We start from the raw sequence: 24843 nt of genomic DNA on the forward strand, positions 1-24843 counted from the left end.
CCGGAACTGCTCGTTCGACGGATCTCTTCATCCGGATTCTTTGCCGCAAACACTTCTAACGGGACACGGGCTTCACCTTGATGCAACACAGGACAAATTTCCTCGCATATTCCACAGCGAATACAAACATCCATATCCACTTCCGGATAAAGAAAACCCTCCCCGTCTTCTATCAACATAATACACTGTTTCGGGCAACGCTGCACACAAGCAGCACAACCACAACAGTTTCTCTTATCAACAATGTTTATCATAAGAACCCTAATAATTCATTTACCCGTCGATCAGAGGTATCGGTAGGCACTCGCTTCCAATAGACTAGTTTCTACGACTATAATTCTTAAAAATACGTTCAATCCAAGAGACAAACTTTCTATAAAAACTTTTCTTCCTTATCCATTTACCTAAAGCTGAGTTCATAAAAGAACACAACATCTCTCTACGTTCAAATGCACAAGGCATAATACTAAAATAAGCAAGAAAAGGTATCTTAATTTTATTTTTCTTGTAACAATCAAAAGCTTCTTTATAAAAAGGATTATTACCTTTATGACGGAGCATGTAATTAAGATACCGATTACGATACTTTTTAAATATAGAATAATTAAATCTTTGCTTTAATTCCTCTATCATCTTCATCGAATCCAAAGCAAGCATCGTACGAACACACTTTTCACAATGACTGCAATTACTAGCAACTGTTCCTCTCGTACATACATAAAGAGACTCAAAAATATCTTTATATTGTGCAATCATACGGATTTTACCTATTCTATTTATTACACAACATGAAGAATAAAATTTCAGATTCTCTGTAGATATACAATCCAAAAGAAATACATCATAATTAGCAGAATCCGAAAAATCAACTCTAAAGTGATTTACAGTATACCCTGAAGCATAATAATAAACAGAAAAATATTTTTGTAATAACAACAACACAGAACAAGTCAAATAGGTATGCGCAGATAAAAAGTTATATTCCATAACATTACTTAGATTGGAATCCACCGTCAAAAAATTATAATGATGTTTCTCTGCAAAATCAAAAGATTGTTGTATGTACCGTCGGTAATTTTCTGAATTATTTTCAGAACAGCCATAATATCCAGTATTGAGTAACGTCAATGTGTCTATCTTATTTTTCTCCACTTTTTCCTCCAGACCATGATACACTATTGTACTTAACGAATCTACACCACATGAAATACCTGTACCTACGTGTATAGCTTGATAATCCTTAGACACCAAATTAGCTGAGATATTTATCACATGTAGATGTTTATTAAACGAAACAAGGAAAGGCATCAAATACTTGGTAAGTTGGAAATAAAGTCTCTCACTTAAAGGAATTTCCAATTTCATATTAAGATTTCTCTCCATCGCATATAATAAAAAACCTACGACATAAGCATCCGCAACGTCTGCTGTAAGATAAGAAGTATATTTAGATTCTATCAAAAACAATCTTTTTACTAAACTATTTTCGTTTCAATATCCTTTGAATACCTTTTTTGATAAGTCTTTTTTCCGAGTGATCCAACCCGAATAAAAGGCTTAACGCTGCCGCTATAATACCACACCAACCAACACCTAAAACGACACTAAAAAACGAGGACGGAACAAAAAAACATTTATAAGCAAATGACAAGAAATACACCAACGTAAAAATAACGACAATCGGAACTCCTACCGTTTTCAAATAAGGCCACAGAGGGAAATCTATCACTTTTTTCAGTAAGACCAAACGTACCAATAAACCAATAATATCAATAAGAATGGCAATATAAAATGTCCACTCAACTCCGTACCCCAACTTGTATAAAAAATAAGTACATACAAATATCAATAAAAATCCGGCGGCTATGGTAAGCTGGTAATCCCGAATCTTACCCGATGCCTGCGAAGCATACCCTATGGGAGTATAAAACGTGGTGACAAGCGTGCTGATCAGCACCAATCGGGTAAACAGCACCGTATATTCAGGAACCGTATCCAACCACAAACCCAAAACGGGTTCCGCATAAAAGAAAACAGGCGTGGTAAAAATCAATAACAGATAGAATGACAGCTTTGAGCTGCTGAATACGAGTTTATACATGTATTCATGCTCGCCATTCGCATACGATTTTACAATTTGCGGACGGACAGCCATCATAAAGTTCGTCACAAAAGAATTTATCGCATTAGAAACCTGTAGGGCAATTCCCCTTGCCGCATTAACAGCCGCCCCGAAGAAGATATTAATCAACATATTCACCCCTTGGGTACTCAGAATATAAGTTATCGTTCCCACCAACATCCACCCTGAAAAGGAAAACAATCCCTTAAACAACATTCTATCCCAAACCAATCTCACGTTACACTCTGCAAAATGCCTCGAACAATAAAGCTTATCAATATAACAGATCAGCAATGTAGCGATAAACATCATGCTGGCATACAAACGCAATTTGTCAGCATCAATCACCACCAACAAATAGATCAGGATAAGTTTCAAGGATACCTCTGCAATAGAGATATAGGCATAAACCGACATCTTTTCATGCGCAATAATAGAAGCTTTATAGGGAACAACGAGCAATTCTACCACAAAAGTCAACACGGAAATATGATACACCCACAATGCCACGTCCGCACGTTCCGCCGGAATGTTCAATTTGTTGATAACAAACCACAAACCGACAGTTTCAGCCACGATTACCGCGGCAAGGGCGATCATACAGAAACACCAGAACGACATGGAAAAAACCTTACTTAGCCCGTCAGAATTTCCCTTGCCCATCTCGTAATTCAAATACCGTTGTGTAGCTGTCGACAAAGCTCCGTTTAAAAAAGCAATCATCGTTACCACTCCCCCCACGACATTATAGATGCCATAATCCACGACACCCAACGTTTGAAGAACCACGCGTGAAGTGTATAACGAGATAGCCATCATCAACAACATCCGCACATACAATGCGGCAGTATTCCGTACAATACGTTTATTGTTTTCCGAATTCGACATTATGTTTCCGTAAGTGTTGACATAGGCAAAAGTTCCTGTTTAAAGGTTTATTCATTACCTGTATTTTATCACCCAATCTTGTAATAATCAAAACCGTTTTCTTTCAATTCTTTCCTATCGTAGATATTTCTCCCGTCAATGACCGCATATTCCCTCATCGCCTTTTTCAACACGCTCCAACTCGGCATCCGGAACTCTTTCCATTCCGTCACCAACATCAGTGCATCGGCATCCACCACCGCATCATACATATCCTTACAATAAACGACCTTATCTCCCACCCGTCTCTTACATTCATCCATAGCGATCGGGTCATATACCCTGACCGATACCCCGGCATCCACCAGCAAATTGATCAACACCAAAGCCGGGGCTTCCCGCATATCATCCGTTTCCGGCTTGAATGACAATCCCCAAAGAGCCACCGTCCTGCCCTTCACATCCCCGTTGAAATGTTTCAGGAATTTGTTAAAAAGTACTGTTTTCTGCTGTTCGTTCACCTCTTCCACCGCTTTTAACACCCTCATGCTGTAACCGTTCTGGTCAGCCGTTCGAATCAAAGCCTTCACGTCCTTCGGGAAACAACTGCCCCCGTAACCGCATCCCGGATAAAGGAATTTCGCCCCGATCCGGGTGTCACTCCCGATCCCCTTACGGACCATATTGACATCGGCTCCTACCAATTCGCATAAATTAGCGATGTCATTCATAAAACTGATCCGGGTGGCAAGCATTGAATTCGCCGCATACTTGATCATCTCCGCACTCGGAATATCCGTGAACAACATCCGGTCATTCGTCAGCATAAAGGGACGGTACAGGCGGGTCATGATCTCCCTTGCCCGGTCATTGTCCACTCCTACCACCACCCGGTCCGGACGCATAAAATCATCTATTGCAGCTCCCTCCTTTAAAAATTCAGGATTCGAAGCGACATCAAATTCAATATTCACGCCACGCCGATCCAGTTCCTCCCGAATCACCTCTTTTACCTTAACAGCCGTGCCCACGGGAACTGTACTTTTCGTTACCATCACCAAATACTTATTCATATAACATCCCACCGTGCGGGCAACTTCCAACACGTATTTCAAATCGGCCGCCCCATCTTCGTCAGGCGGGGTACCCACCGCACTAAAAACAACCTCCACATCATCCAGTACTTCCCGCAAATCCGTCGTGAAATGTAATCTCCCGGCAAGGACATTCCGATGGACCATATCTTCCAAACCCGGTTCATAAATCGGGATTACCCCCTCTTTCAGCCGTTCCACCTTGTCCCTGTCAATATCCACGCAGGTTACATCCACTCCCATTTCAGAAAAACATGTTCCAGATACCAAACCAACATACCCGGTTCCGACTATTGCAATTTTCATAATTATGTATTTCTATTTTTCATTCTTACTTCCCATACTCTTCGTTGCAAGCAGCAAATTCCCGCTTGGCCAAAATATAAAATACCAGCCCAGTATCAATAGAGAAAATATCACCCATTCGTACAAATCCCCCGACTATCTCATCTTCTACTTGGCGTACTCGAACGGATAACCGCAATCGCTCTTCTCCCAAGTGTTCCCGTTCTTCAAGCGATAATTCCATCAAACCAATCACGTCTCCATATAAACAAAACGCATCCCACCAACCCAGTAAATCACCTTGGAAATTCCCTCGCATATAGCCCAAAGCCTCCATCACCAACTTACCTGCCAATTTTCCACATTCCACATCCCCGGTGAAATAATAACAATTACACAACAGTCTGCAAATATTAGGCGTACGACAGGGTAATACCAGTTTATCACTTCCCCAAGGAGTCAGAATATCGTACGCTGCATCCACTCCCTTCTCCAAAAAATTCAAGTCCGAGTATAACTGGTAAACATCCATCAAATCCGCAGCACAACCGGCACGAGGATCTACCGGCAGGTCTTCTCTCTGTACCAGCACCTCGTACCAACGGGCAATCTCTTTCGCTCGTTCATGAATATCGTATGGGGTTCCGAAATCAGCCTCCAGCCAGGGGTATATTCGAACCATCGTGTAAACCGTGAGATACCCGTGAAGAAAACCGGACAACTTGTCGGGAGGGTACGAACGGAAATTCACCTGGCGTAACCGGTCGTACAAATCATAAAATAAACCTTTTTTCATCATCTTGTTCTACTCTATCCGTTCCAGAAAGGAACCCGGGATGTAAGACGTTGCAATGGACACTACTCCTTCCAAACGAATGATCACACGTTTATGCCCCATCAGGCGGACCAACTCTCCTTCTAATCCCAACAAAGGCCCCTTGATTACTCGCACCCGGTCTCCTCGTTTCAAATTCTTGTTCAACACCTCTATCCCTCTCGGGGAAAAATCTAGCAAAAACATAAAATCATACATTTGTTTATCGGGGACAATCAACGAGTGACGCCCTTCAATATCTTTTAAATAAACAATATTCAACCTATGATCGTTTATCAACGAAAAACTTGTGGTTTTATCCGTACGGATAAAGATCATCCCGTGAATCAAAAGTACCCGGATCGTTTTACGCCCCAAGGGCGTTTCGCGGACTTGCTCTTCCTGGGGTAAAAAATTCTCGATGCCCAACTCGTCAAGTCTTTTCTTTATCCATAACTCCTGATTCACCCGGGTATGAGCCACGTACCAATTTATTTTTTTATTGTCAATCATGTACCTTTTGATATTTCCCCTGTCAAGGTTTTAATCGAGTCAAAAACAACCTTCTCCACATTTCCCGACCGGATGCGCTTCGCGCACTAACCCTTTTACCGGTTTTGATTTAATACCATGTGTTTCAATCGTCTCGCTATAAACAGCGAATCAACGACAGAAAGCTGTCCGCACTAAAGATTTTTTTATTTCAAAAAACGATCGTTTAATGATATTAACATATTATCTTTTTTTACAATTTCTGATAAACGTGTTAACAACCTGATTGTTAAATTGAAGAAAAATATTTTACTTCTATTTGCGCTATATGAAAATTTAGTATATTTGCAACGCATTAAACGATCCTATAATAAACGCTCTATCGCATTATAGTTTAACGTTTTACAATACAATTAAACTTGAATTTCTAATTCATATATCAATAATCATTTAACGATTATTTTCCCTTACACCAACATTACCTTATCCTTTCCCTACCTCAAAATCCGAGATTCGACACAACTCCTACATAGCACAGACACATGATTTATGTAGATGCTATGTACATACTATGTTCATGCTATGTCGTTGAGATAAAGCAACCATAGCACAACCTAGAAATAACCACATTGTAACCTTAACACCCTTCTAACCGTATAACATTATATACACAAAAATAAATAAGGTTATGAAAACAATACTACATAAAGCCGAGAGTCGCGGTTTCTTCGACCACAGATGGTTAAAAACCCATCACACCTTTAGTTTCGCAGATTACTACAATCCACAACGCATTAATTTCGGGGCGTTACGCGTACTTAACGATGACCGGATAGAAGGAGGTACCGGATTTGACCTACATCCTCATAAAAACATGGAAGTCATTTCCATCCCCTTGAAAGGCGACTTGGAACATCAGGACAGTCTAAAACACAAGGACACGATCAAAGAAGGTGAAATTCAAGTGATGAGTGCCGGAACAGGCATCATGCATAGTGAATACAATCGAAATGACGATCGGCCTAGTGAATTTCTGCAAATCTGGGTATTCCCAAACAAGCAAAACGTACCGCCCCGGTACGAGAACGCCGTGATTTCCGATTTAATCCGCAAGAATGAGATCAGCGAGATCGTATCTCCTTATCCCGGTAACGGCAAAGGATTATGGATTTATCAACAAGCTTGGTTCTCGATTGCCGACTTGGACAAAGATTCTTTACAACTCTACAAGATGAAATCAAAAGAGAGCCTAGGCGTGTATATCTTTATTATTGAAGGAAGTATCGAGCTAAAGGACTTAACCTTGAAACGCCGTGATGGAGTAGGAGTATATGATACCGATGAAGTCGAATTCAAGGCGACCGAAAAATCACGGGTACTACTCATTGAAGTTCCACCACATCAATAAATAGATTTAATTAAAAAGCCCCCGAATCTTAAAAAATTCGGGGGCTTCTTTTATGGTGAAATACACCGCTACCGGTCATTTTCCAACTTCTTCTCGATCTCCTTCAAATTCACCCCTGCATTCTCTACTCCCTTTTGCAAAGCTCTCGTTAACTCCGCCTTCGCCTGATCCAGTTCCCCTGTAAACATATAATATACTCCAAGATTATTCATATATTCAGGTGTATTTTTATCCGATTTATCTAAATAACTCTTTGCCTGAGGAAGATCCCCCCGGGAAAGAGCTATCGCTGCGGCATTCAGATTCGCTACCGGATCATTCGGATAAGTACGAACGGCAATCTCAAACACGTTCCGGAACTCCGGACTTCCCTGGGGATAAGAATTCGCAATATGATACATCTCGTCTAAACTCAAGTACCTCGGATTCGTTTCAAGCATCTGTTTTCCCTCCTCGACGGTTAAGCTACGCACATTATAGGCAACAGAACACTCCACTTTTCGAAGGCGAGGGTAGAGCGAAGACAACATCTGACGATAAACTTTCCCTCCATCCAAACTCTTCAACTTACTTTTTCGAACATTTGCGTCTTCCGTACCCTTAATTATCGCAATAACCTCTCCTTTATCCTTTATATCTGACAATTCCAAAAGTTTCAGTAACCCTTCCCAGTTCTCCTCTCCATTTTGCACATGGTAAACATTCGCAGGGAAAGATACTCTCGTCACAAGATAGTTTTTCAAGGCTTTTGCACGCTCACTTGCCAACCATTCATTATTTTTTAGCGAGCCTTCCGGGGAGGCATATCCCGTAATATCAATACGTGTTACTTCTATATTTTTATCCGCACGAATCTCTCCCAAAAAAGTTTCAACCTCATCCAGTTCCGCCCGGTTATCCATATAATCGGGAAGGATATTGATTTTTCCCACGGGAAAATCAAGCTGTACTTCCCGCTGTTCATCTCTCGTCTTCACAGCCTCTACCCAAGGTTTGGTATAAGACACGACAGGTAACATCTCATACGGCACGGGAAGTAACAAAGATTCCTCATCTATTTCCTGAACATACCCGCCGCAACCGCATAAATCCTCCACGATATTGATACCGGCATCGTGCATCCAGGATTCATAAGGTAAATCGATGGAATAATCAAGTATCTCCCTCGTGTCCCTTCCCGATCGCAATACACTATACGGTAATTCCAGACCTGCCATATCCCGATCTATTGCCATCGCCCGGGCATAGGCTTTATGTTTCAATGCCCCGTTTATCAAGATAAATGGTAACTCTATTTGATGGGTTCCGTCCGATAGTACAGGTGTTAACGTCAAGGCTCGCTCCCGGTCAACCTGTAACTGACTCATATCAAGCCGCATGCTCACTCGCAATGTGTTATCCAAACGTTTCACCTCAACAGAAGCGACCTCAATTGCCCCTTTGTATATTCTTTGTTGAGCCACTAACGGGATGCTCGCCATCACCAGTAAAGCGGCTATCATAATTTTATATATTACATTTTTCCTCATAACTTTCATGTTATTATTTGATAATATAAATCAAATTGATACCTAATTTCGTGGGTCCCACGTAATTCCGTCGCCCGTCTTTAAGCTTGGGACCACACTTCTCACATTTATACTTGTCATATTTGATATGGGCATACCCCACGCCAACAGTTCCTTCCAAACTCCAACGGTTACCCAATATCCAGTGATACCCGTAAGCGATACCACCCCCGAACAAATCACCTTGATAACGCTTGTGTTTCCACCCGAACGCTTCAATCCCGCACATATTAAACTGGGCATAAAAAGCATGAACACCAAAGAAATGCCCGCTGAACCGATCGCACAACCAATAACGTAATTCCGGCTGCACCAACCAATGCTTAAATTTCTTATTCCCCGACCATTTCCAAGGATTGTAATTTCCCGAAATATCCATGGTCCATTTTTCCGACAAGGCGAATTCCACGCCGAGGTTAGGAGTTGCCGTAGCCCAATACAGGGCGTTTGTCTTGATCGCGAATACAGGCATATCGGGAGCTTTATATTTTTCCTGTCCCGAAACACCGATCACGAGTATCATTATGATATTCAATAAAAGAAGTTTCTTCATCACCATTCTAATTTAAATTAATTGTGGGTTGCTGCAAAAGTTGCTTTATGCTATATGCCCCAGTATATCTCGCATTCCCTGATCTGATATAAAAAGTAATAATGTCAGAAACTTTGGTCCCCGCCTTTATTACAAATGTATATGTACTTGTATTTGATGTTCTAAAATTACCGACCATATTCGTATCGGAAGTAGTCACTTGAAAAAGTTTTACCAGGTAAATATCGTTAACCCGAATCGGTCCGCTCACTTGTACACCCCGAGTAAGTAAATTGTCATACCGAACGGTTGTACTTCGGAAACCCGGAGCCGAGATCACGATGTCTTCACTACTCATCGCCTGACTCGAACGGAAGTTAACCGTCTGTTCCCCTATCGGAGCCGAAGTGTAAGTACGTTCATACCCGCCGTTGACTTTCGTCCATCCGGCATCACTCGTGGAAAGGCTTTGTGTAGCAATATACACTTTTAACGGGTAAGTCGGGGGAGTATCTTTTAGTTCCGGCATCGAAAAATGGAACACGGCCGCCTCATTCAAACCATAATTCACGACATTATTACCATTTACGGACACATCCGCAAAATAACGGGACTGTAGTTTTATTGATGCCGTGTGAAAATAATCGTTTTCAATCGTTATCGTCTCGTCGCTATTCTCGTAACTGGTCTTAAAATTCAGACTCTTCTCTCCCGGTCCCTCGGCCCAATACACGTACTTGTACGTCCCGTCCTCAAACAGGATTTCCATGTTTTTGTTCGGATCGACCGGGTAAAGATTATTGGTTGAAATAACACATCGCACCGGATACAAGTATTTCGGAATAGAAGAGGGAATGTTGAATTTTAATGTCACATCTTGATCCCGTTCCGTGTACAAGACAGGAGAAACGGTTGCCGGTAAAAAACTATACAAAGAAGACGAGGTCACCGTTATCACACGGGACAACACACCCGCCTTCACGGAAATCGTTGCCGTGTTCTGTCCGGACACGACCTCGGCGACATTCGCCGTAATAACCCCCTTATTATTATCGTAAGACACCCCCCTCAGTATATTATTCGGGTCCTCAATAACAGAGACATCCACCTCATTGTCCGAAGTCTCCCCATTCTTAGTATAATGAGCGGTCACGTTCAACGCACCCCCCTGAATAAACAACAAGTTAATCTGGCCCACGGTCAGGTTATTGTTATTATTGTCCGATATGGTGGGAGAATCTTTAAAAATCTCGGCATAAATATTATTAGAAGGTTCCGCCGTTTTCGCGTCCTCAAAAGAGGCACTACCACTCGCATCCTCACTGAAAGATTCTATCTCAACCCGGTAATGATAATTTCGCACAATCGGATAAGGTTTTTTATCTTCATCCAAGAGTTGAATCTTATAATATTTATCCACGGTCTCACCACTCAGCCTCCCTTTTATAATCACGTAACATTGATCGTTAAACAAATTCATTTCCTCGTTCATGTATTTCGGGGATAAATCACAATCTGCCACGGTCTGATCAACTTTCTGCACGGAACCTAATGGAAGTGTCGGGGTATTCTCCAAGATAACAAAAGGCAAAGGTGTTGCAGTCGGATTAAACGGAGCCACGGTCCCGACAGTCGCGTAATTACACAAAGCATAACCCGTCACGCTGAAATTCGTCGCCTTATTCTCTACTGTAACCTTTGCTCGATTCCGGAACAACACGGTACTCACAGAAGTCGCTCCTTCCGCTAATTCCGCCCGTCCCCAAAACATCAACTGTCCGCCTGCCAGCACGGGAATCAGTTCCCGTTCATCTTTCTGCAAAGCAGCCCTATCATCAAAAGAGATTATTTCATCATGATTCGCGATAAAGTGGATGATCCGTGTCTTTTCCGGGAGTTTAACTTTAAACTCACCCGTTCCGATTCCCCCGTTTTCCCGGGCAACCAAATCCGTCGCGTGCAAACGTGCCAGGAACAACCCCTGAGCATCAAATGTCAATAACCACATATCACGAACAGCATTTTCATCTGATACGGCTCTCCCCAAGGTCGTGTTGAACTCCGGTATATAGAGCGAAACATCGAGAGAAATTTCTTTTCCTCCCGACTCATCCCATCTTTCCGGAGCATCAGTACAGGAGAATGCTGAAAAGGATATAATTAAATATATATATATTAATTGTTTCATTGCTCATAAACATTAAGTTACTCATCTATCTTTCACATCCCTCACACACCGAACAGCAGCATATAGCTCCCCGGAAGTGGCGGCATTTCCAACCCTGGGGTCCATGAAATTCACCGCACCCGACATCCGGGAACTCCAATACCATCCCCCTTCAAGAATTTTTTTCACGTCACTCAGACGGATATTCTGAAGTATATCTATCATATATATTTCGGCCAATGTTGGCATCCGCCAATCCGAATAAGTCTCCCCCGTTGTCGAATCCCGTTCAACGTACGTGTTACATTTATCTCTAGCGACAACATAATTGCCGGCCGCCGTTGCCCCGTGTTGTGACGCCAACATGAAACGGGGAGAGATCCTCCTGTTATTCTCCTCCGAGTCTATCGTGTTGCCGTCAGCATCCACCCGGGGATACCCCAGTACCGCATGCTCCCTGATATACGAGGCATACGAAACCCCTAACGTCGGATTAGGAGCGTAATGCGTGTACCCGGTTCCGAAATCTTCGTCAAATTCATCCGGATCGGGCAAAGAAGAGAAATCCGCAACAAACGAATTTATAATAAACATTTTTTTATTGTTCTGTCCCTGACTTCCATCCGGCGCGTCCAAAGAAACATCATACCCGATATACAGGGCCGGATACTGCTCAACCTGGACATCTTGTGTCATTCCGGACTCATTCGTTACCGTGAACGTAACGGTCTTTGCCACAAAATTGTTCGGGAGTTTACTGTTTATCACAATATCACCCGATTTTGCACTCTTACTCCATTCTATACTTACCTCATTCGCGGCAGGCGTTTTCCCATTCACCTTTATATTACTTATCGTAACCGGAGTGGAAGACTGGAATGTCGTGGTATATTTTGTACTGTTCGGCATCGTGATCCGAGAATCTTCAACATACAAAAAGTTGATCCCCTCCACGGACACAAGCACCTCCTTTGTCGTCCAATTTTCTATGGTGTATTGCGTGGTTAATTCCACGGCCTTTTCAGGATCTGGAGACCCAACCGTATCTATCGTGACAGAAATATCATAGAGATAATTCCGTTGTAATTTATAAAACGTTTCCGTGGACTTGTCATTCTCATCCAAAGGGATCCGGTAGTTTACAGGAATCCGGTAATAATTATGTGTATACCCAATCAAACCCTTACTCATGGGAACATCCAGCAAAATATACGTCTCTTTATTCACATCGTCATTCCAGTCGTTCGCGTAAGCATACATGACAAACGCAACGTGAGTCGTCTCGTCAACAATCGAAGGAGTAAAATCAGACATCTCCAACAAATCCGGGGTAAAGGAATTCCCGTTCTCCAACACCCTGCTGTTCACCGCATAATTCACTAATTTCTTATTTATCCCGTTTCCACTTTCCAGCGTATACCCGTTCGAACAAATCACCTTTACCCGTATTTTTGATGCAGCACGTTTTAGAGATACCGGTATCTCCTTATTCACTATAATTTTATTGTTCAAAACCATCGCGGAAGACACCCCATCCATCAAGAAATAATCCTGCTGGCCATCCGGATTCAAACCGGACACGGATAAATCTTTCAATGCACTCAACATATACCCGTCAGCGGGGATCACTCCCGCATAATTCACCACAACGTAAGTCTCGTACTCCGCATCAGATTCAAATACTTCCTGAAAAACATTTAAATCAGCCGTATACTCCCCCGTTCCGGTCAATTCTGCAGAGGGTACAATATGCTGGTAATAAGCACAATTATCATCTCCTTTTTTATATATAAACACGTCCAGCGTTTTGATTCTATTCTCGTTCAAACCGTCATCCCCATCCTCACTATCATCTGTCACTCTCGCCACAGATGCCCCGGCAAACGAGAGTCGAAGAGAAATATCCCCCACATTTCCGTTATCCGGATTCGCCGGTTCATCACGTGTACAGGACGAAACCACGCACAACATGAAGGCCAATATCCATATGATATTTCTGTGTTTCATAACCATATCTTTTATTTATAACCCATTTGTGTGATCAGAATATCCGTATCATTGTTGCCCGGAAACTTTCTCGCACCACCATTCTGCAATGGATTTATTTTCAACTTTTTACCATTTACTGTAATATACATATACGTGTTTCTGGGTACCCCACTCCAACTTTTCGTCGCTCCAACCCGAATAACATATTCATTCTCTCTGGCGACACCACTGGACACGGCCTTCTGTTCATCTACCACTCCTTTCTCTGTAAAAAAGAAATCCAGACCATTCGTCAGCGTTGCCGTCCAGACGGCTCCGGCCGGGGCCGTCAACTTAAAACTATAACTGGCATAAGAAGTCTCGCTTACCGGAGTATTATCTTTCACGTACGGAAAATAAACCGTGCCTGTCGTAGCTCCCACATCACTCCCGCTATAAGCGGCCAACGAATAATCCCCCTCTTTCACTAACGTACCACCAATCTGGGACTCCGCAACTATCCAAGGCAATGGCGTGATTTTCACAGCCAATTTGTTATCAGGATGCTCAAACATCGCCAACACTTGATAAACCGTGTTTTGATTCAAGCTATATTTATCCGTTTCGTGTCCGGTATCCGTGATATACCCTTTACATTTATATTCTTTCCCATTAATCCTCAAAGTTACCGATAAATAAGGAGTTATCGTCTCGTCTACCGTGGCAGAAGAAGGTATTATATTCTGATAGCTATAAAAGGATGCGTGAGCATTTTCCGGAACAATCGAACTCAAATCCGCGGGCATATTCTGTAATATCGTATTCGTCGTGATACTCTTGAACTCTGTTCTCATATTTACCGGAACAAGCATTTCACGATTTGTAATATCACATTTGCTATTCATCACCTGATTGACAAAATCAACAGAAACAACTTGCACATCATCACTCGTCAACTCACTATTCTTAAACATATAAATATCCAGGCGGGCCACCAACCTCTTCATAGGTACTTCCACATCAGTAGAAACCCCGGTAACAGACACCTCTTTCTTCCCGATCATCAATATGGAACCTTCAGAAAAAAACGTGTTAGTCACGGTCATATTATCCAACTCCTGCATTGTTGTGTTCTCCGTCAAATTCACCGAAAGAATCTTATCTGTCCCGGCATAATTACCGATAGCATAGATTACTTTGGTTTGGGAAGATACGGTCAACACCCTGCGGTATAAATCAATCGCCTCCGGTGTAATATCAGGAACCAGTTCAAAATAATCACAGTTACCGTCCGCTTTATTAAAAACATATATAGCAAGACTTGAAAATTTACTATCATTACCTTTCGCCAGATGATCCATTTCCGCCCGGGAAGTGAAAGACAAGGTCAAATTAGCCTCCTCAACGGAATCGCTTTCCTTTTCGTCACACCCTGTCAACGACAGGATGAAAGAAAGTAACAAAAGACCTATTCGTATATTTCTAATTTCCATCATAATCCCTCATTTATATTCCGGGTTTTATATTCTCTTCCTCCCAAGGCGTCACCGTAACAGTCAACCCATTGATCTTAAAACGAATTCCGACAAATGCCTCGTTGATACCATCCACGGTAATCTGATTATCCTGCATAAAATCTTTCAACTTCAGATTGTATATCACCTGGTTCGTACTCTTGTCAATCAGATTGACGTACACATCATTATCGTCATTAAAGCGCAAAACATTAAATTTAGCGTCAGACCTTCCCGTTTCGGAATCCCTCTTGGCAATCGGATAATAATGCTCCTTCACCGTCGAAAAGTTTCGGGCAAAATCCACGGTCGGACTCAGATTTCCCACTTCAATCTGCAAAGGCATTTCCTCTCCCTCCAATCCGACAATTTCCACCCGCATCTTTATATGAGAACTGTTAAAATAAACCGTATCCCGTTCCTCCCCATTTCCCTGTATGGTTATATCTCTCATCCCGAAATACAAGCTATCATTCGTGGTGATAATCTCTTTGGTAAAATAGTGAGGTGCTGCTACCATCGCTGAAGTCAATGATGCATGATCATTTATTCGCGTGGTTTCATAGGCATTTCCCCAGCAAACCAGATGATAATTCCCTCTCGGCAGATCTAGTGCCGTACCCTGAGAGAGTCGAAGTTCTTCCCGGTCGAAAACACGATTCATCACCAACACTCCCGATTCATCATACACGTACAAATTCACCTTATCGATCTTCTGAGGGAAAATTTCCTCATCCGTATCTCCCAAATAGCTGAAATAGACATATACATCACAATCATCCTGGGATTCCTTTATACACGCGGAGAAAAGAAGGAGAAGGAGTAAACTCCCGATTATTTTGATTCGTTTCATCTTTCCGTATTTTGAGAAACAAAATGCGATGGCACTTTGTTTCTCTCATTATTAAAATCATCCTTCAAAATCGAAATCCGGAACAATTGTTTCCTCTGCCCAAGGTTCGATCGTTACATGAATCAACACGTTATACTGGATATTACTCAAATCATTATCCAACATCGGAACGATCTCAATATCCATGTTGTAAATTGTTCCCGCCTTAAAATCGGCAGCAGTCATTTCCGCACCATTTTCTTTATAAAATTTAACGATATTAGCGAATCTCATCGTCTTAAAAAGATCAGGATTAAACACATCATGATCCGTCGAGGTTAATGTCGTCACGGCAAGATCCGCAAGATCCAGATGAATCGTCGGTAAAGCTGTCCCCGGAAAGAAATTAAATGCATAACATTTATCCGTTGTCTGCAAAGGAAGATCTTGATATACACCGCTTGAATAATTCACGTAGCTGGCATAATCAGCAGCATCCAACGTGGAAGTCATATCAAAAAGCCATTTCCCCTCCTTCATGTGATCCAAGAATGTGGTATTGTGGTATAATTCATCAAGAGTTCCCGGTTTATTATACTTATAATAAAAATTATTCAGGTAGATACCTTTCAATTTTCCGGAAAATCCGGTCCATTCCACCGTTGCCTTCTTACTTTCATTACCGATTTTACGGGTAAATTCAAAGTTTCCATCTGCCTTAAACGTTAAGCTCTTAATTTGCAAACGTGCCACAATAGGTACAAGACTCACGTTTGCCGTGTAAGTCTGTCCGGAAGTGGGATTCGGATCTATCGGCTCAGGGTTAATCGGAGTCAGATCTTCATCTACCCCATAATACATTACTGCCGATCCCTGTTGATCCGTAAGGTTTGTCGTGATCACGTTACTCACAACATCCGATCCGGGATTCCCGTACACGTAAACTTTCGCCACAGATTGAGGGATATTGACAAATTTAAGTCCTTGAAGAGGATCGGTCAATTTCACCCAATCGGAATTCAAATCTGTACTCTTATTTATCTGTCGGTTAACAATTACCGTATTAGCAGCATCCGTAATATTAATCGTTACACTCTCTATATCCTTCGTGTCTTTCGTGACAATATCCGTGGGACCGCTGGCTCGAGATAAATTATTCAACGCAACGGATACAGAAACACTATCACTTTCAATTCCCTCATCACCCACACTGTCATTACAAGCAAGAAATCCCACGCTTGCTAAAATCATTAAAAAATAATTCCCAATTTTCATAATCTTTAGTTCTATGTTACAAATATATTTCAGCTAAGAAATAAGACGATAATAGTCACAGCCATCCCCTCATCGAAAAGGTATGGCTACAAATCGATTTTCGAATATTCCTTGTTATGGGGATTCTACGACATTTTTTTTAATAGGTTATATTTTTATGCAGAATATTAGAATGATTTTAAATTACGACCCTTATCTTTATCATAATAAGACCATCATATTCATCCTGATATTGTATCTTTTGTGCTTTTTAGAGAAATAGAAAGAAACTCGTTGTTTTTTTAACTCATGCGCGGGAAGTATTAACCGAAATCGATCAACGACGCTTGTCCCGAATAAGTAACAACCCAAGATAACAAAGCAGCCCGTTAAACAGTAGAATCTCGAAACCAAATTTATACCCGAAAAGAAGTTGTTCCGAGTAACAATTCACCACGTAAGAGATCACCGGTGAAAGCAAACACACCCAAGGAAGATATTTCTCCCGTACTTGATATTTTGTCGTTAAACCAAACGTGAAAAGCCCTAAAAGAGGCCCATACGTGTAACCTACCGCTTTAAAAAGAGACGATATTACACTCGAATTGTTTAATTCTCGGAAGAGTACAACCACGAAAATCATTAATAACGAAAATACGATATGCACTCCCATACGCTTTTTCTTCTCATCCTTATTTCCCGGATCTATTTTCAGAAAATCAATACAGAAAGAGGTCGTTAAAGCAGTCAATGAAGAATCAACCGAAGAATAGGCCGCGGCAGTTATTCCCAACAGGAAAAACAAACCGGCCGTAGCCCCGAAATAATTCAGGGAAAGGAAGGGAAACACGTCATCAGACTTACCGGGCAACACGATACCTTCTCTTTCTGCATATATGTAAAGCAAGGCTCCCAGCATCAAAAACAATACGTTCGTCACCAAGAATAAAAAAGAAAATGAAAACATATTTGTCTTACAATCCCGCAAGGAACGACAAGTCAGATTCTTCTGCATCATATTCTGATCCAACCCATTCAAGCAAACCGTGATCGCCACTCCTGCCAAAAACTGTTTCACCGTATTCTGTCCCGACCGCCAGTCAAAGTCAAACACTCTGGAAAGAGGGCTCTCCTTTATAGCTGCAATAGCCGAAGAAAAATTGAAATCCAGTGCCTTGTTTACCACCACGATTGTCAACCCGACAGAGATCAGAATAAACACGGTTTGCAACGTGTCTGTCCAAACGATCGTCTTAATCCCTCCTCGCACGGTATAAATCCACACGAAAACAATCGTGATAAACACGGTCAACCAGAAAGGCACACCTATGGCATCAAAGAAAGCCAGTTGTAACACACCGACGACCAAGAATAACCGGAAAGACGCACCCACCAATTGCGACACGATAAAAAAGAAAGAACCCGTCAACCGGGCCTTCTCCCCGAAACGAGTTCCTAACCAGGAATAAATAGAAACCAGGTTTTGCTTGTAAAACAAAGGCAAAAGCACGAGTGCAATCACGATATACCCCACGCAATTACCGAGAACCAAGGTCAGATAAGTCCAATGCGTATTACCGACCTCCCCGGGAATAGAGATAAAAGTCACCCCGGAAAGTGTTGTCCCGATCATCCCGAAAGCCACCAAATACCAAGGCGAATTCCGGTTCGCGGTAAAAAACATCTCACTATTGACTTTCCTGGTTGTCACAAAGCCAACCAGGATCAACAATAAAAAATAAGCCAGTAAAACTGTTAAAACTAAACTCGTGGACACAGGCACTTTCTTTTAATTCCACGACAAATATAATGTTTTACGCTCTCTTTCTATTCCGGAACATAAATAATTTCACCATTTTCAAGTTCATACGCAATCCCCACTTTCTTCCCTCGTTTCCCCGACTGGTTCTGATCCTCGGAAGGAGTGTACCGGTTGATCTTTTCGCCTTCCTTGGTAATAATCTCCATGTTCTCCTTTCCCGGATTCTTCACCATCGTGAAATCCTCTGTCGAGAGCATCTCTGTCATATTATACCTTGTCACCAATGCCACCATCAGAGCCACGGCAAACACCATCGCCACATCAAAAAGATTCGACACCGCGCTAATCGGGTCATTATCCTCTTCTTTCTTTAACAGATTACGTTTCATCTCTTCTCATTCTTTTCATTCAACACTTCCACAAGACACTCCAAGTTAGTCATGTCCTGCAAATACCAACGTTGTTTCACCTGCTGGGTCAAGAAACCGATCGCACCGGCCACCAACCCGATCACCGTCGTGGCAAAAGCAACCTGCATATTATAAGCCATAGAAGCAATATCTCCCGTGGACAAACCGACTAAAGCAGGTCCCATCGGGATCAAGGTACCCATCAAACCTAAAATCGGTCCTAACTTGGTCAACGTTTTAGATATCGCCAAATCCTTATCTGCCGCAATCTCGAAATTAGCCAACAAACGTTGAACTTGTGCTTTATTCTGCTGCTCCGCCAAGATCCGTTTCATAAACATCACTACCAAAGAATTACTCTTTTCCGGTAATTTTTCTGCAAAATGATCCACGTTATTCACGTGCAACGTCTCCATCTGTTCCCGGATCAGCTTATCCGTCTTGCGAATAGAAACATATTGACCAAAGAAACTCCCTACCAGTAAAAGGGAACGAAAAAACAACAAAATCAACAACACGATAACAGGCACTAACAATCCCGTTGAAATCCAAAACATGATATCAGAAATAGCATTCATTATCTTCTCAATTTAAAAGTTAGTTTTCTTTTAATTACATACACCATCCACCCTGCAATAGCTCCCACTAAAAATAGTACAACACAACCGGTCAATGCCGACCAGTCCACAACGCCTACCCCCTCCACTGCCGTTCTCCCGTTTACCGTGGCAATAATTCCTAAGATAGCAACCAAAGCATTTGTCAGGAAAAACAACTCCAAACGCAAGTCTTCTTCCGGCAACAACCACCTGATCAACCATCTTCCCAAAGGAATAACCACGAAAACAAACAGACCAAACAACCAAGCAATCAATTTAAATGAAACCCCTGGAAAAGAGAATATAGCCTGTGTCAAACCAAAGAATAAAACCGGAATAATCAACACCCCCGGAAACCAATACAATAAGCGATAAGCCACCATCATACGTTTCTTCACCGGAGAATAATTTGCCACATGAACTGCCAACAGGCAGAATGCCATCTGCAAAACAATCTCCAAAGTCAACACAACGGAAGTATCCAACATCAATTGATTGTCTGACAACCAATCAGCAATTTGTGTCTTTGATTGTTCGATAGCATAAGGCCACATCAGAATCACAAATATAGTGGCAATACCAGCAGCGGCTCCCACCGCTACTGGTTTCCAGAAGGTTTGTTTCAACAAAAAATTAAATGCTGTCAGCAAAATTAATATCAATACAATTGTATCCATTGTTACATTCTGTTTCTACGTCTTTTACGCATCAAAACTGCCAGACCGCCCAAAATTACAACAACACCGACAACAATCCAAACGGTATTCACCTTATTCGTGTGTTTTTGTGTCTCGGAAGTAATTTCATCCTTCTTCATCACGACACCTTTAGACTGATCTGCCGCCACTTCCCGCACATTCTTTATGCTATTCTGATATTGCTTAGCAGCTTCGGGTGTCGCTTTAGACGCAATAAAATCACGTAATTTGGCATTATCGCATACAAACCCGGAACAAGCCGGTTTATATTTCTGAATCAAATCCGTATGTAAATTCGATAAATCGGCCAATTGCTGATCCGTCGCCTTCCACATTCCCTTACGTGCCGTCTCCATCATCACGGCCGTAATTTCTTGTAAGGCTGCCGGACTCTGTTTCTCAAAGAAATCCTGTACCCCCAAATTAAATTTATCCTTCACATACACGTTGTAAATCTCATCCCACATCTCGTTATCGATCACCGAAGGTTTCATCACGTTCCAACCGTATGTATTACGGACAATTTCAGCAAAACCGGCTGCAGAAGTTGCCTCTCCTTTCATTTTCTCCTTGATATAAGAAGGGTTGAAAATCGTGGTTCTCGACTCCACGCCGATAGCCTCTTTCACCTCCTGCATCTTATTGTTATTCCGGTTCCGATAATCACTGAGATAAGCATCCGGATCTTTCCCTGTCACGTTGCGAACCGTCAGGTTCAAGCCTCCCATAAACTCGTACACGTGATCCAAACTTAACGCTCCCCACGTGTTACTCTGCCGGGGTTGAACCACCACGTCCGTACGGGTCAAGGCCGCCTCGAAAGCAAACTGCTGGAATTTCTCCCAGTTCTTCTCGCTACCGTAATAAGCACCCATGTTATTCAAGTAGGTGGCTGCAATTTCCGATTCATCTTCCCAACGATCTCCGGCATCAACCATCCCCTGTATTCCGGTTCCGTAACCACCATTCGCACCCCCGAAGACCCGGAAAGTTGAAATCTCACGGGCATCTTTCGGGGAAATACCTTTATCAATCAATGTCTTTTCCGCTTCCAGCACCCCGGCCGCCACTTGATTCTCGTATTGGTCATTCTTGGCAGCAGCAGCCATCTCCACGGCCCGGTTCACCAAGAAAAGACGAGATGCAGCAATATCCCGTAATTGTCCGGAAGTCTGTACAACCACGTCAATACGCGGACGCCCCAAATCAGCCGACGGGATTAATTTCAAATCACTCACCCGGCCGAAAGCATCCCGCACGGGTTCCACTCCAAGCATATACAACACTTGGGCAATCGTGGCCCCACCCGTTTCAATAAACTCTCCGGACCAAAGGGTGTAACTGACCTTTTTCGGGAACTCTCCGTTATGTCGTTTCTGATACATCTCGATTGTACTCTTTGCCAACTGCATTCCTTTTTCCCAGGCTGATTCCGTCGGCGTTTCCTCTGCATTTATAGCAAAAAGATTCCGTCCCGTCGGCAAAGTATTCGGGTTCACGATAGGATCCCCCCCGGGAGAAGGAGCCGTGTAACCGCCATTCAAGGCGTTCATCAACGACTGCAACTCACAATCCGGACTTTCCTGTAATGCCCGCTTATAATTATTCACGTTTTTCAACGTCCGTTCCACTTCCATAATAGCCAGTGCCTTGTTCACCTCTTCTTTGGAATATTCCTTGGCCTTCTTTCCCATCATCGCCTTCATCATGGCACTCATGTCCAGGTTTCCACCCTTTGATTTTCCCATAGAGGCCTTCACCTTCTCGATAGCCTCCTTCGGCATACCCATTTTTTCGGCCATCGCCATCATATCGCCAGTCCCCTTGTTTCCCGGCATCTCTCCCATCTTCGCATTCGGGCCTTTTTCACCATTCTCCCTTCCCATAGCCGCTTTCATTTTTTCCAAAGCCTCTTCGGGCGCTCCCATCTTTTTTGCCATCTCCAAACGCTCTTCGGGAGTCTTCCCCTCACCCATCTGTTTCATCATATTCTTCATCATCCCAGACATAGGATGTCCTCCCTCTTCCTTCTTCACAGGCATAACTTCCGGTTGTTTCGCCGCGGCAGCCATCATCATCGCCATCATCCCCTTGGGAGCATTCCGGTCTTGATCGATTTCACGAGCCTGTGCCAACTCTTCTTTCGTGATACCCGCCACCCGACAAATGAAACCATCATCCACTTTCTCCTGACCATTCAGCAGTCTCCCCACCAATCGCTTGGCCGGATCGAGATAACGTTCGGTAAAAACAGTTTTCCGTTTCAACACATCAGCATCCGCTTTACCTCTCAACCGATCTAACCCAAACAACCCGTAAGCTATCGGATCGGTTGCCATCGAGTAAACGGACGATTCAATGCGGGCAGCCTCGTATGGAACCCCCATCGTGTACAATTGTCCGGTAACCTTCTCCGCCGCCAACTCATCCGCGAAATTCTCGATCTTCAATATTTCCTCTTCCGTGTAGGGAACATTCAACACGCTATCCAACCCCAACTCCCGATGCATCCCCAAAGAAACAGCTAACTCCTTCACCGACAAGGCAGCCTTCTCCACTTCCTTCAGATCAGCCGTACCTTTCTCCGGGTAGGCTTTCTGATTATATATTTTTATTCTTTCCGTCAGATTCCGATAAATGCCCCTCACGTTACTCTCCATAAACGGGGGAGTCAAATAAGATTGCAACACGCCATACCCGCGACGTTTGGCAATCATCCCCTCACCCACGTCACCAATAGAATAGATGTAAAGATGAGGCACGCTGCCCACCAATCGATCGGGCCAATCCAAATCACACAACGCAGCTTGTTTTTTGGGTGTAAACTCCAAACTACCATGCGTTCCGAAATGAATCATAGCATCCGCCTTGAACCCGTACTGCATCCACAAATAAGCGGCCACGTAGGAATGAGGGGGTGCGACATCCGTCCCGTGTACAATCTGGAAAGCATTATCCCCACCTCCGGCTGCCGGCTGCGGCATAATGACCACGTTCCCGAACTGTATGCGGGATACCCCTAACTTACCATCGGCAGTACTCATGTATTCCCCGGGAAACTCCCCGAAAGCAGCTACCACCTCGGCATATTTTTCCGGCCGTAAAGCCTGTTTCACCCAACTCTCGTACTCCTCTTTTGAAATCAGTAGCGGGTGACTCTCTTTCAGAAAACGATCCATCACCCCGTTCGCATAAGTACCGAATACGGCTCCTTCCGCCATGATCATCTTCTCCAACTCCTTGGAATTTGCCGGAAGATTCTCGACCCTATATCCCTCTTCCTTCATCTTTTTCAAAAGATTATACAACGAGGGAACCACTTCCATTCCGGCAGCACTCATGGCACTTTGTCCCGGACCTTTATAATAGTAAATAACAACTCGTTTCTCGCTATTCGGCTTTTCCTTCAAAGCCAACGTCTTCTGAATATTCTCCACGTATGTCTTCAACCGTGAAGGAACTGCAAAAGAATGACGCAATCCCTCTTTATCCTCGTACTGGGCAAAGAGTGCCGACGTCCGGATGGCCCCGTCAATTTCAGGGGTAACGATACTCTGTGACATAAATCCCCCGGACATCCCCATCGGATCTTGTTCCCATTCTTCTACCAGACTATTTACGGTCAACGGGGCAAACAACAGGATATTACGTTCCTCCAGATATTTCACGACCTCATCTCCCAGCCTGCCATGAGCCATATTGATAATAGCATCCGGGCTAATTTCACGCACAAAATCAAGCAGACGCCGTAAAGACAAAACCGGGTAAACATTATACCCCACTCGCTCCAATGTATCAATCAATCCCGTGGCATCTGCCATCTGCCCGGTCACCACAATCTTTTTCGCCCCCTCCTTATATAATTGCTTACTCTTCAAATACTTCTCGTACTCTTCCACGGAAATAAAATCAAGCTCATCTCCCGGCTTATCCATATCGACATGATACAACACATCCGAAGACCTCTCGATCGGGGCTCCCGGTTCCTCCACGGAAATCAACTTCTTATCCATATTCTTCCGAATATAGTTCAGCATATTCTTGTAATTCCGTCTTCCACCGCTTCCCAGATAACCCCGCAAAGCGACTTGGTCAACAGAATCAATCGTGCATATATTATTCGCCGGATTCGTCGCCATTGTCGTGTACACGAGTACACCTTTATCTGCCGCTTTCTGTATCTGCTGCCGCTGTTCCTCCACGACACGCAGCCCCATGCCATTCACAAACACCATATCAAAACCGGACAACCGATCCAGTTTCTCCACGGGTACCTCCTGTAATTTAATAAATGAATTGTCATTCGCCTTCGCAATACCTCCCATCGTAATCGTCTGGAAATTCACGAAAGCAATCTTGGTGGTTCCGAACCAGACGTTGTACGCCCAGATCCCCAACAAGACGATAATTAAAAGACACCCCAACGCAAGCCACTTTTTTCTCATCAGTATTCTCTT

At 43.1% G+C, this 24843-nt stretch carries 19 protein-coding genes; 1 reads left to right on the forward strand and 18 read right to left on the reverse strand.

Annotated elements, in window-relative coordinates:
* From AB5542_RS15040 to AB5542_RS15065, 6 genes are all read right to left on the reverse strand, one after another.
* Window positions 1-254: 4Fe-4S binding protein (locus AB5542_RS15040; RefSeq protein WP_368243157.1), on the reverse strand; the 254-nt coding region annotated here is incomplete at its 3' end.
* A gap of 64 nt (window positions 255-318) precedes the next feature.
* Window positions 319-1461, reverse strand: a complete 1143-nt coding sequence (locus AB5542_RS15045) for a hypothetical protein (protein ID WP_368243158.1) — start codon at window positions 1459-1461, stop codon at window positions 319-321.
* A gap of 19 nt (window positions 1462-1480) precedes the next feature.
* Entirely contained in the window at window positions 1481-3010 is a 1530-nt protein-coding gene (locus AB5542_RS15050) for a lipopolysaccharide biosynthesis protein (RefSeq protein ID WP_279041193.1), read from the reverse strand.
* 68 nt (window positions 3011-3078) lie between these two features.
* Entirely contained in the window at window positions 3079-4389 is a 1311-nt protein-coding gene (locus AB5542_RS15055; RefSeq protein WP_279041195.1) for a UDP-glucose dehydrogenase family protein, read from the reverse strand.
* Between the two features lie 25 nt (window positions 4390-4414).
* Entirely contained in the window at window positions 4415-5167 is a 753-nt protein-coding gene (locus AB5542_RS15060) for a hypothetical protein (protein ID WP_279041197.1), read from the reverse strand.
* 6 nt (window positions 5168-5173) lie between these two features.
* Window positions 5174-5695 (reverse strand): UpxY family transcription antiterminator, encoded by a 522-nt coding sequence (locus AB5542_RS15065; protein ID WP_279041199.1) that lies wholly within the window; start codon window positions 5693-5695, stop codon window positions 5174-5176.
* Window positions 5696-6362: 667 nt separating this feature from the next.
* On the opposite strand from AB5542_RS15065, the gene AB5542_RS15070 reads away from it, so the two are divergent.
* Entirely contained in the window at window positions 6363-7082 is a 720-nt protein-coding gene (locus AB5542_RS15070) for a pirin family protein (protein ID WP_279040936.1), read from the forward strand.
* 68 nt (window positions 7083-7150) lie between these two features.
* Here AB5542_RS15070 and AB5542_RS15075 read toward each other — a convergent pair whose 3' ends face one another.
* The 12 genes from AB5542_RS15075 to AB5542_RS15130 all read right to left on the reverse strand — a co-directional run bounded on the left by AB5542_RS15075 (window position 7151) and on the right by AB5542_RS15130 (window position 24831).
* The gene (locus tag AB5542_RS15075) at window positions 7151-8584 is read right to left on the reverse strand and encodes a DUF3868 domain-containing protein (RefSeq protein ID WP_288215047.1); all 1434 of its coding nucleotides are present in this window, start codon (window positions 8582-8584) and stop codon (window positions 7151-7153) included.
* Window positions 8585-8624: 40 nt separating this feature from the next.
* Complete coding sequence (locus AB5542_RS15080) at window positions 8625-9203, reverse strand: DUF3575 domain-containing protein (protein WP_407712169.1); 579 nt, start codon at window positions 9201-9203, stop codon at window positions 8625-8627.
* Window positions 9204-9210: 7 nt separating this feature from the next.
* Window positions 9211-11370, reverse strand: a complete 2160-nt coding sequence (locus AB5542_RS15085; protein ID WP_279040940.1) for a hypothetical protein — start codon at window positions 11368-11370, stop codon at window positions 9211-9213.
* A 21-nt stretch (window positions 11371-11391) separates the two neighbouring features.
* Window positions 11392-13356, reverse strand: a complete 1965-nt coding sequence (locus AB5542_RS15090; RefSeq protein ID WP_087419757.1) for a hypothetical protein — start codon at window positions 13354-13356, stop codon at window positions 11392-11394.
* Between the two features lie 11 nt (window positions 13357-13367).
* Window positions 13368-14813 (reverse strand): FimB/Mfa2 family fimbrial subunit, encoded by a 1446-nt coding sequence (locus AB5542_RS15095; protein WP_087419135.1) that lies wholly within the window; start codon window positions 14811-14813, stop codon window positions 13368-13370.
* A gap of 10 nt (window positions 14814-14823) precedes the next feature.
* Window positions 14824-15684 carry a FimB/Mfa2 family fimbrial subunit gene (locus AB5542_RS15100; protein ID WP_087419136.1) on the reverse strand — a complete coding sequence of 287 codons (861 nt, stop codon included), beginning with the start codon at window positions 15682-15684 and terminating at the stop codon, window positions 14824-14826.
* Window positions 15685-15741: 57 nt separating this feature from the next.
* On the reverse strand, window positions 15742-16938 hold the full coding sequence (locus AB5542_RS15105) for a hypothetical protein (RefSeq protein ID WP_087419137.1): 1197 nt from the start codon (window positions 16936-16938) through the stop codon (window positions 15742-15744).
* Window positions 16939-17254: 316 nt separating this feature from the next.
* Window positions 17255-18601 carry a sodium:solute symporter gene (locus tag AB5542_RS15110; RefSeq protein WP_288215046.1) on the reverse strand — a complete coding sequence of 449 codons (1347 nt, stop codon included), beginning with the start codon at window positions 18599-18601 and terminating at the stop codon, window positions 17255-17257.
* A gap of 143 nt (window positions 18602-18744) precedes the next feature.
* Window positions 18745-19068, reverse strand: a complete 324-nt coding sequence (locus tag AB5542_RS15115) for a DUF2149 domain-containing protein (protein WP_087419139.1) — start codon at window positions 19066-19068, stop codon at window positions 18745-18747.
* Window positions 19065-19667 (reverse strand): MotA/TolQ/ExbB proton channel family protein, encoded by a 603-nt coding sequence (locus AB5542_RS15120; RefSeq protein ID WP_087419140.1) that lies wholly within the window; start codon window positions 19665-19667, stop codon window positions 19065-19067. The genes AB5542_RS15115 and AB5542_RS15120 overlap by 4 nt, the downstream gene beginning before the upstream one ends.
* Window positions 19667-20365, reverse strand: coding sequence for a hypothetical protein (locus AB5542_RS15125; RefSeq protein ID WP_087419141.1), 699 nt, complete (start codon window positions 20363-20365; stop codon window positions 19667-19669). Before AB5542_RS15125 ends, AB5542_RS15120 begins: the two co-directional genes overlap by 1 nt.
* A gap of 2 nt (window positions 20366-20367) precedes the next feature.
* Entirely contained in the window at window positions 20368-24831 is a 4464-nt protein-coding gene (locus AB5542_RS15130; protein ID WP_288215044.1) for a cobaltochelatase subunit CobN, read from the reverse strand.
* Window positions 24832-24843: the final 12 nt, after the last annotated feature.

The sequence above is a fragment of the Butyricimonas sp. RTP31003st1_G1_RTP31003_210430 genome, assembly GCF_040920905.1.
Lineage (GTDB): Bacteria > Bacteroidota > Bacteroidia > Bacteroidales > Marinifilaceae > Butyricimonas > Butyricimonas paravirosa.

Excerpts from the sequence above, each read along its gene's own strand:
- AB5542_RS15050 (WP_279041193.1), bottom strand. The coding sequence starts at position 3,010 with ATGTCGAATTCGGAAAACAATAAACGTATTGTACGGAATACTGCCGCA.
- AB5542_RS15055 (WP_279041195.1), bottom strand. The coding sequence starts at position 4,389 with ATGAAAATTGCAATAGTCGGAACCGGGTATGTTGGTTTGGTATCTGGA.
- AB5542_RS15060 (WP_279041197.1), bottom strand. The coding sequence starts at position 5,167 with ATGATGAAAAAAGGTTTATTTTATGATTTGTACGACCGGTTACGCCAG.
- AB5542_RS15065 (WP_279041199.1), bottom strand. The coding sequence starts at position 5,695 with ATGATTGACAATAAAAAAATAAATTGGTACGTGGCTCATACCCGGGTG.
- AB5542_RS15070 (WP_279040936.1), top strand. The coding sequence starts at position 6,363 with ATGAAAACAATACTACATAAAGCCGAGAGTCGCGGTTTCTTCGACCAC.
- AB5542_RS15075 (WP_288215047.1), bottom strand. The coding sequence starts at position 8,584 with ATGATAGCCGCTTTACTGGTGATGGCGAGCATCCCGTTAGTGGCTCAA.
- AB5542_RS15080 (WP_407712169.1), bottom strand. The coding sequence starts at position 9,203 with ATGAAGAAACTTCTTTTATTGAATATCATAATGATACTCGTGATCGGT.
- AB5542_RS15085 (WP_279040940.1), bottom strand. The coding sequence starts at position 11,370 with ATGAAACAATTAATATATATATATTTAATTATATCCTTTTCAGCATTC.
- AB5542_RS15090 (WP_087419757.1), bottom strand. The coding sequence starts at position 13,356 with ATGAAACACAGAAATATCATATGGATATTGGCCTTCATGTTGTGCGTG.
- AB5542_RS15095 (WP_087419135.1), bottom strand. The coding sequence starts at position 14,813 with ATGATGGAAATTAGAAATATACGAATAGGTCTTTTGTTACTTTCTTTC.
- AB5542_RS15100 (WP_087419136.1), bottom strand. The coding sequence starts at position 15,684 with ATGAAACGAATCAAAATAATCGGGAGTTTACTCCTTCTCCTTCTTTTC.
- AB5542_RS15105 (WP_087419137.1), bottom strand. The coding sequence starts at position 16,938 with ATGAAAATTGGGAATTATTTTTTAATGATTTTAGCAAGCGTGGGATTT.
- AB5542_RS15110 (WP_288215046.1), bottom strand. The coding sequence starts at position 18,601 with ATGTTTTTTACCGCGAACCGGAATTCGCCTTGGTATTTGGTGGCTTTC.
- AB5542_RS15115 (WP_087419139.1), bottom strand. The coding sequence starts at position 19,068 with ATGAAACGTAATCTGTTAAAGAAAGAAGAGGATAATGACCCGATTAGC.
- AB5542_RS15120 (WP_087419140.1), bottom strand. The coding sequence starts at position 19,667 with ATGAATGCTATTTCTGATATCATGTTTTGGATTTCAACGGGATTGTTA.
- AB5542_RS15125 (WP_087419141.1), bottom strand. The coding sequence starts at position 20,365 with ATGGATACAATTGTATTGATATTAATTTTGCTGACAGCATTTAATTTT.
- AB5542_RS15130 (WP_288215044.1), bottom strand. The coding sequence starts at position 24,831 with ATGAGAAAAAAGTGGCTTGCGTTGGGGTGTCTTTTAATTATCGTCTTG.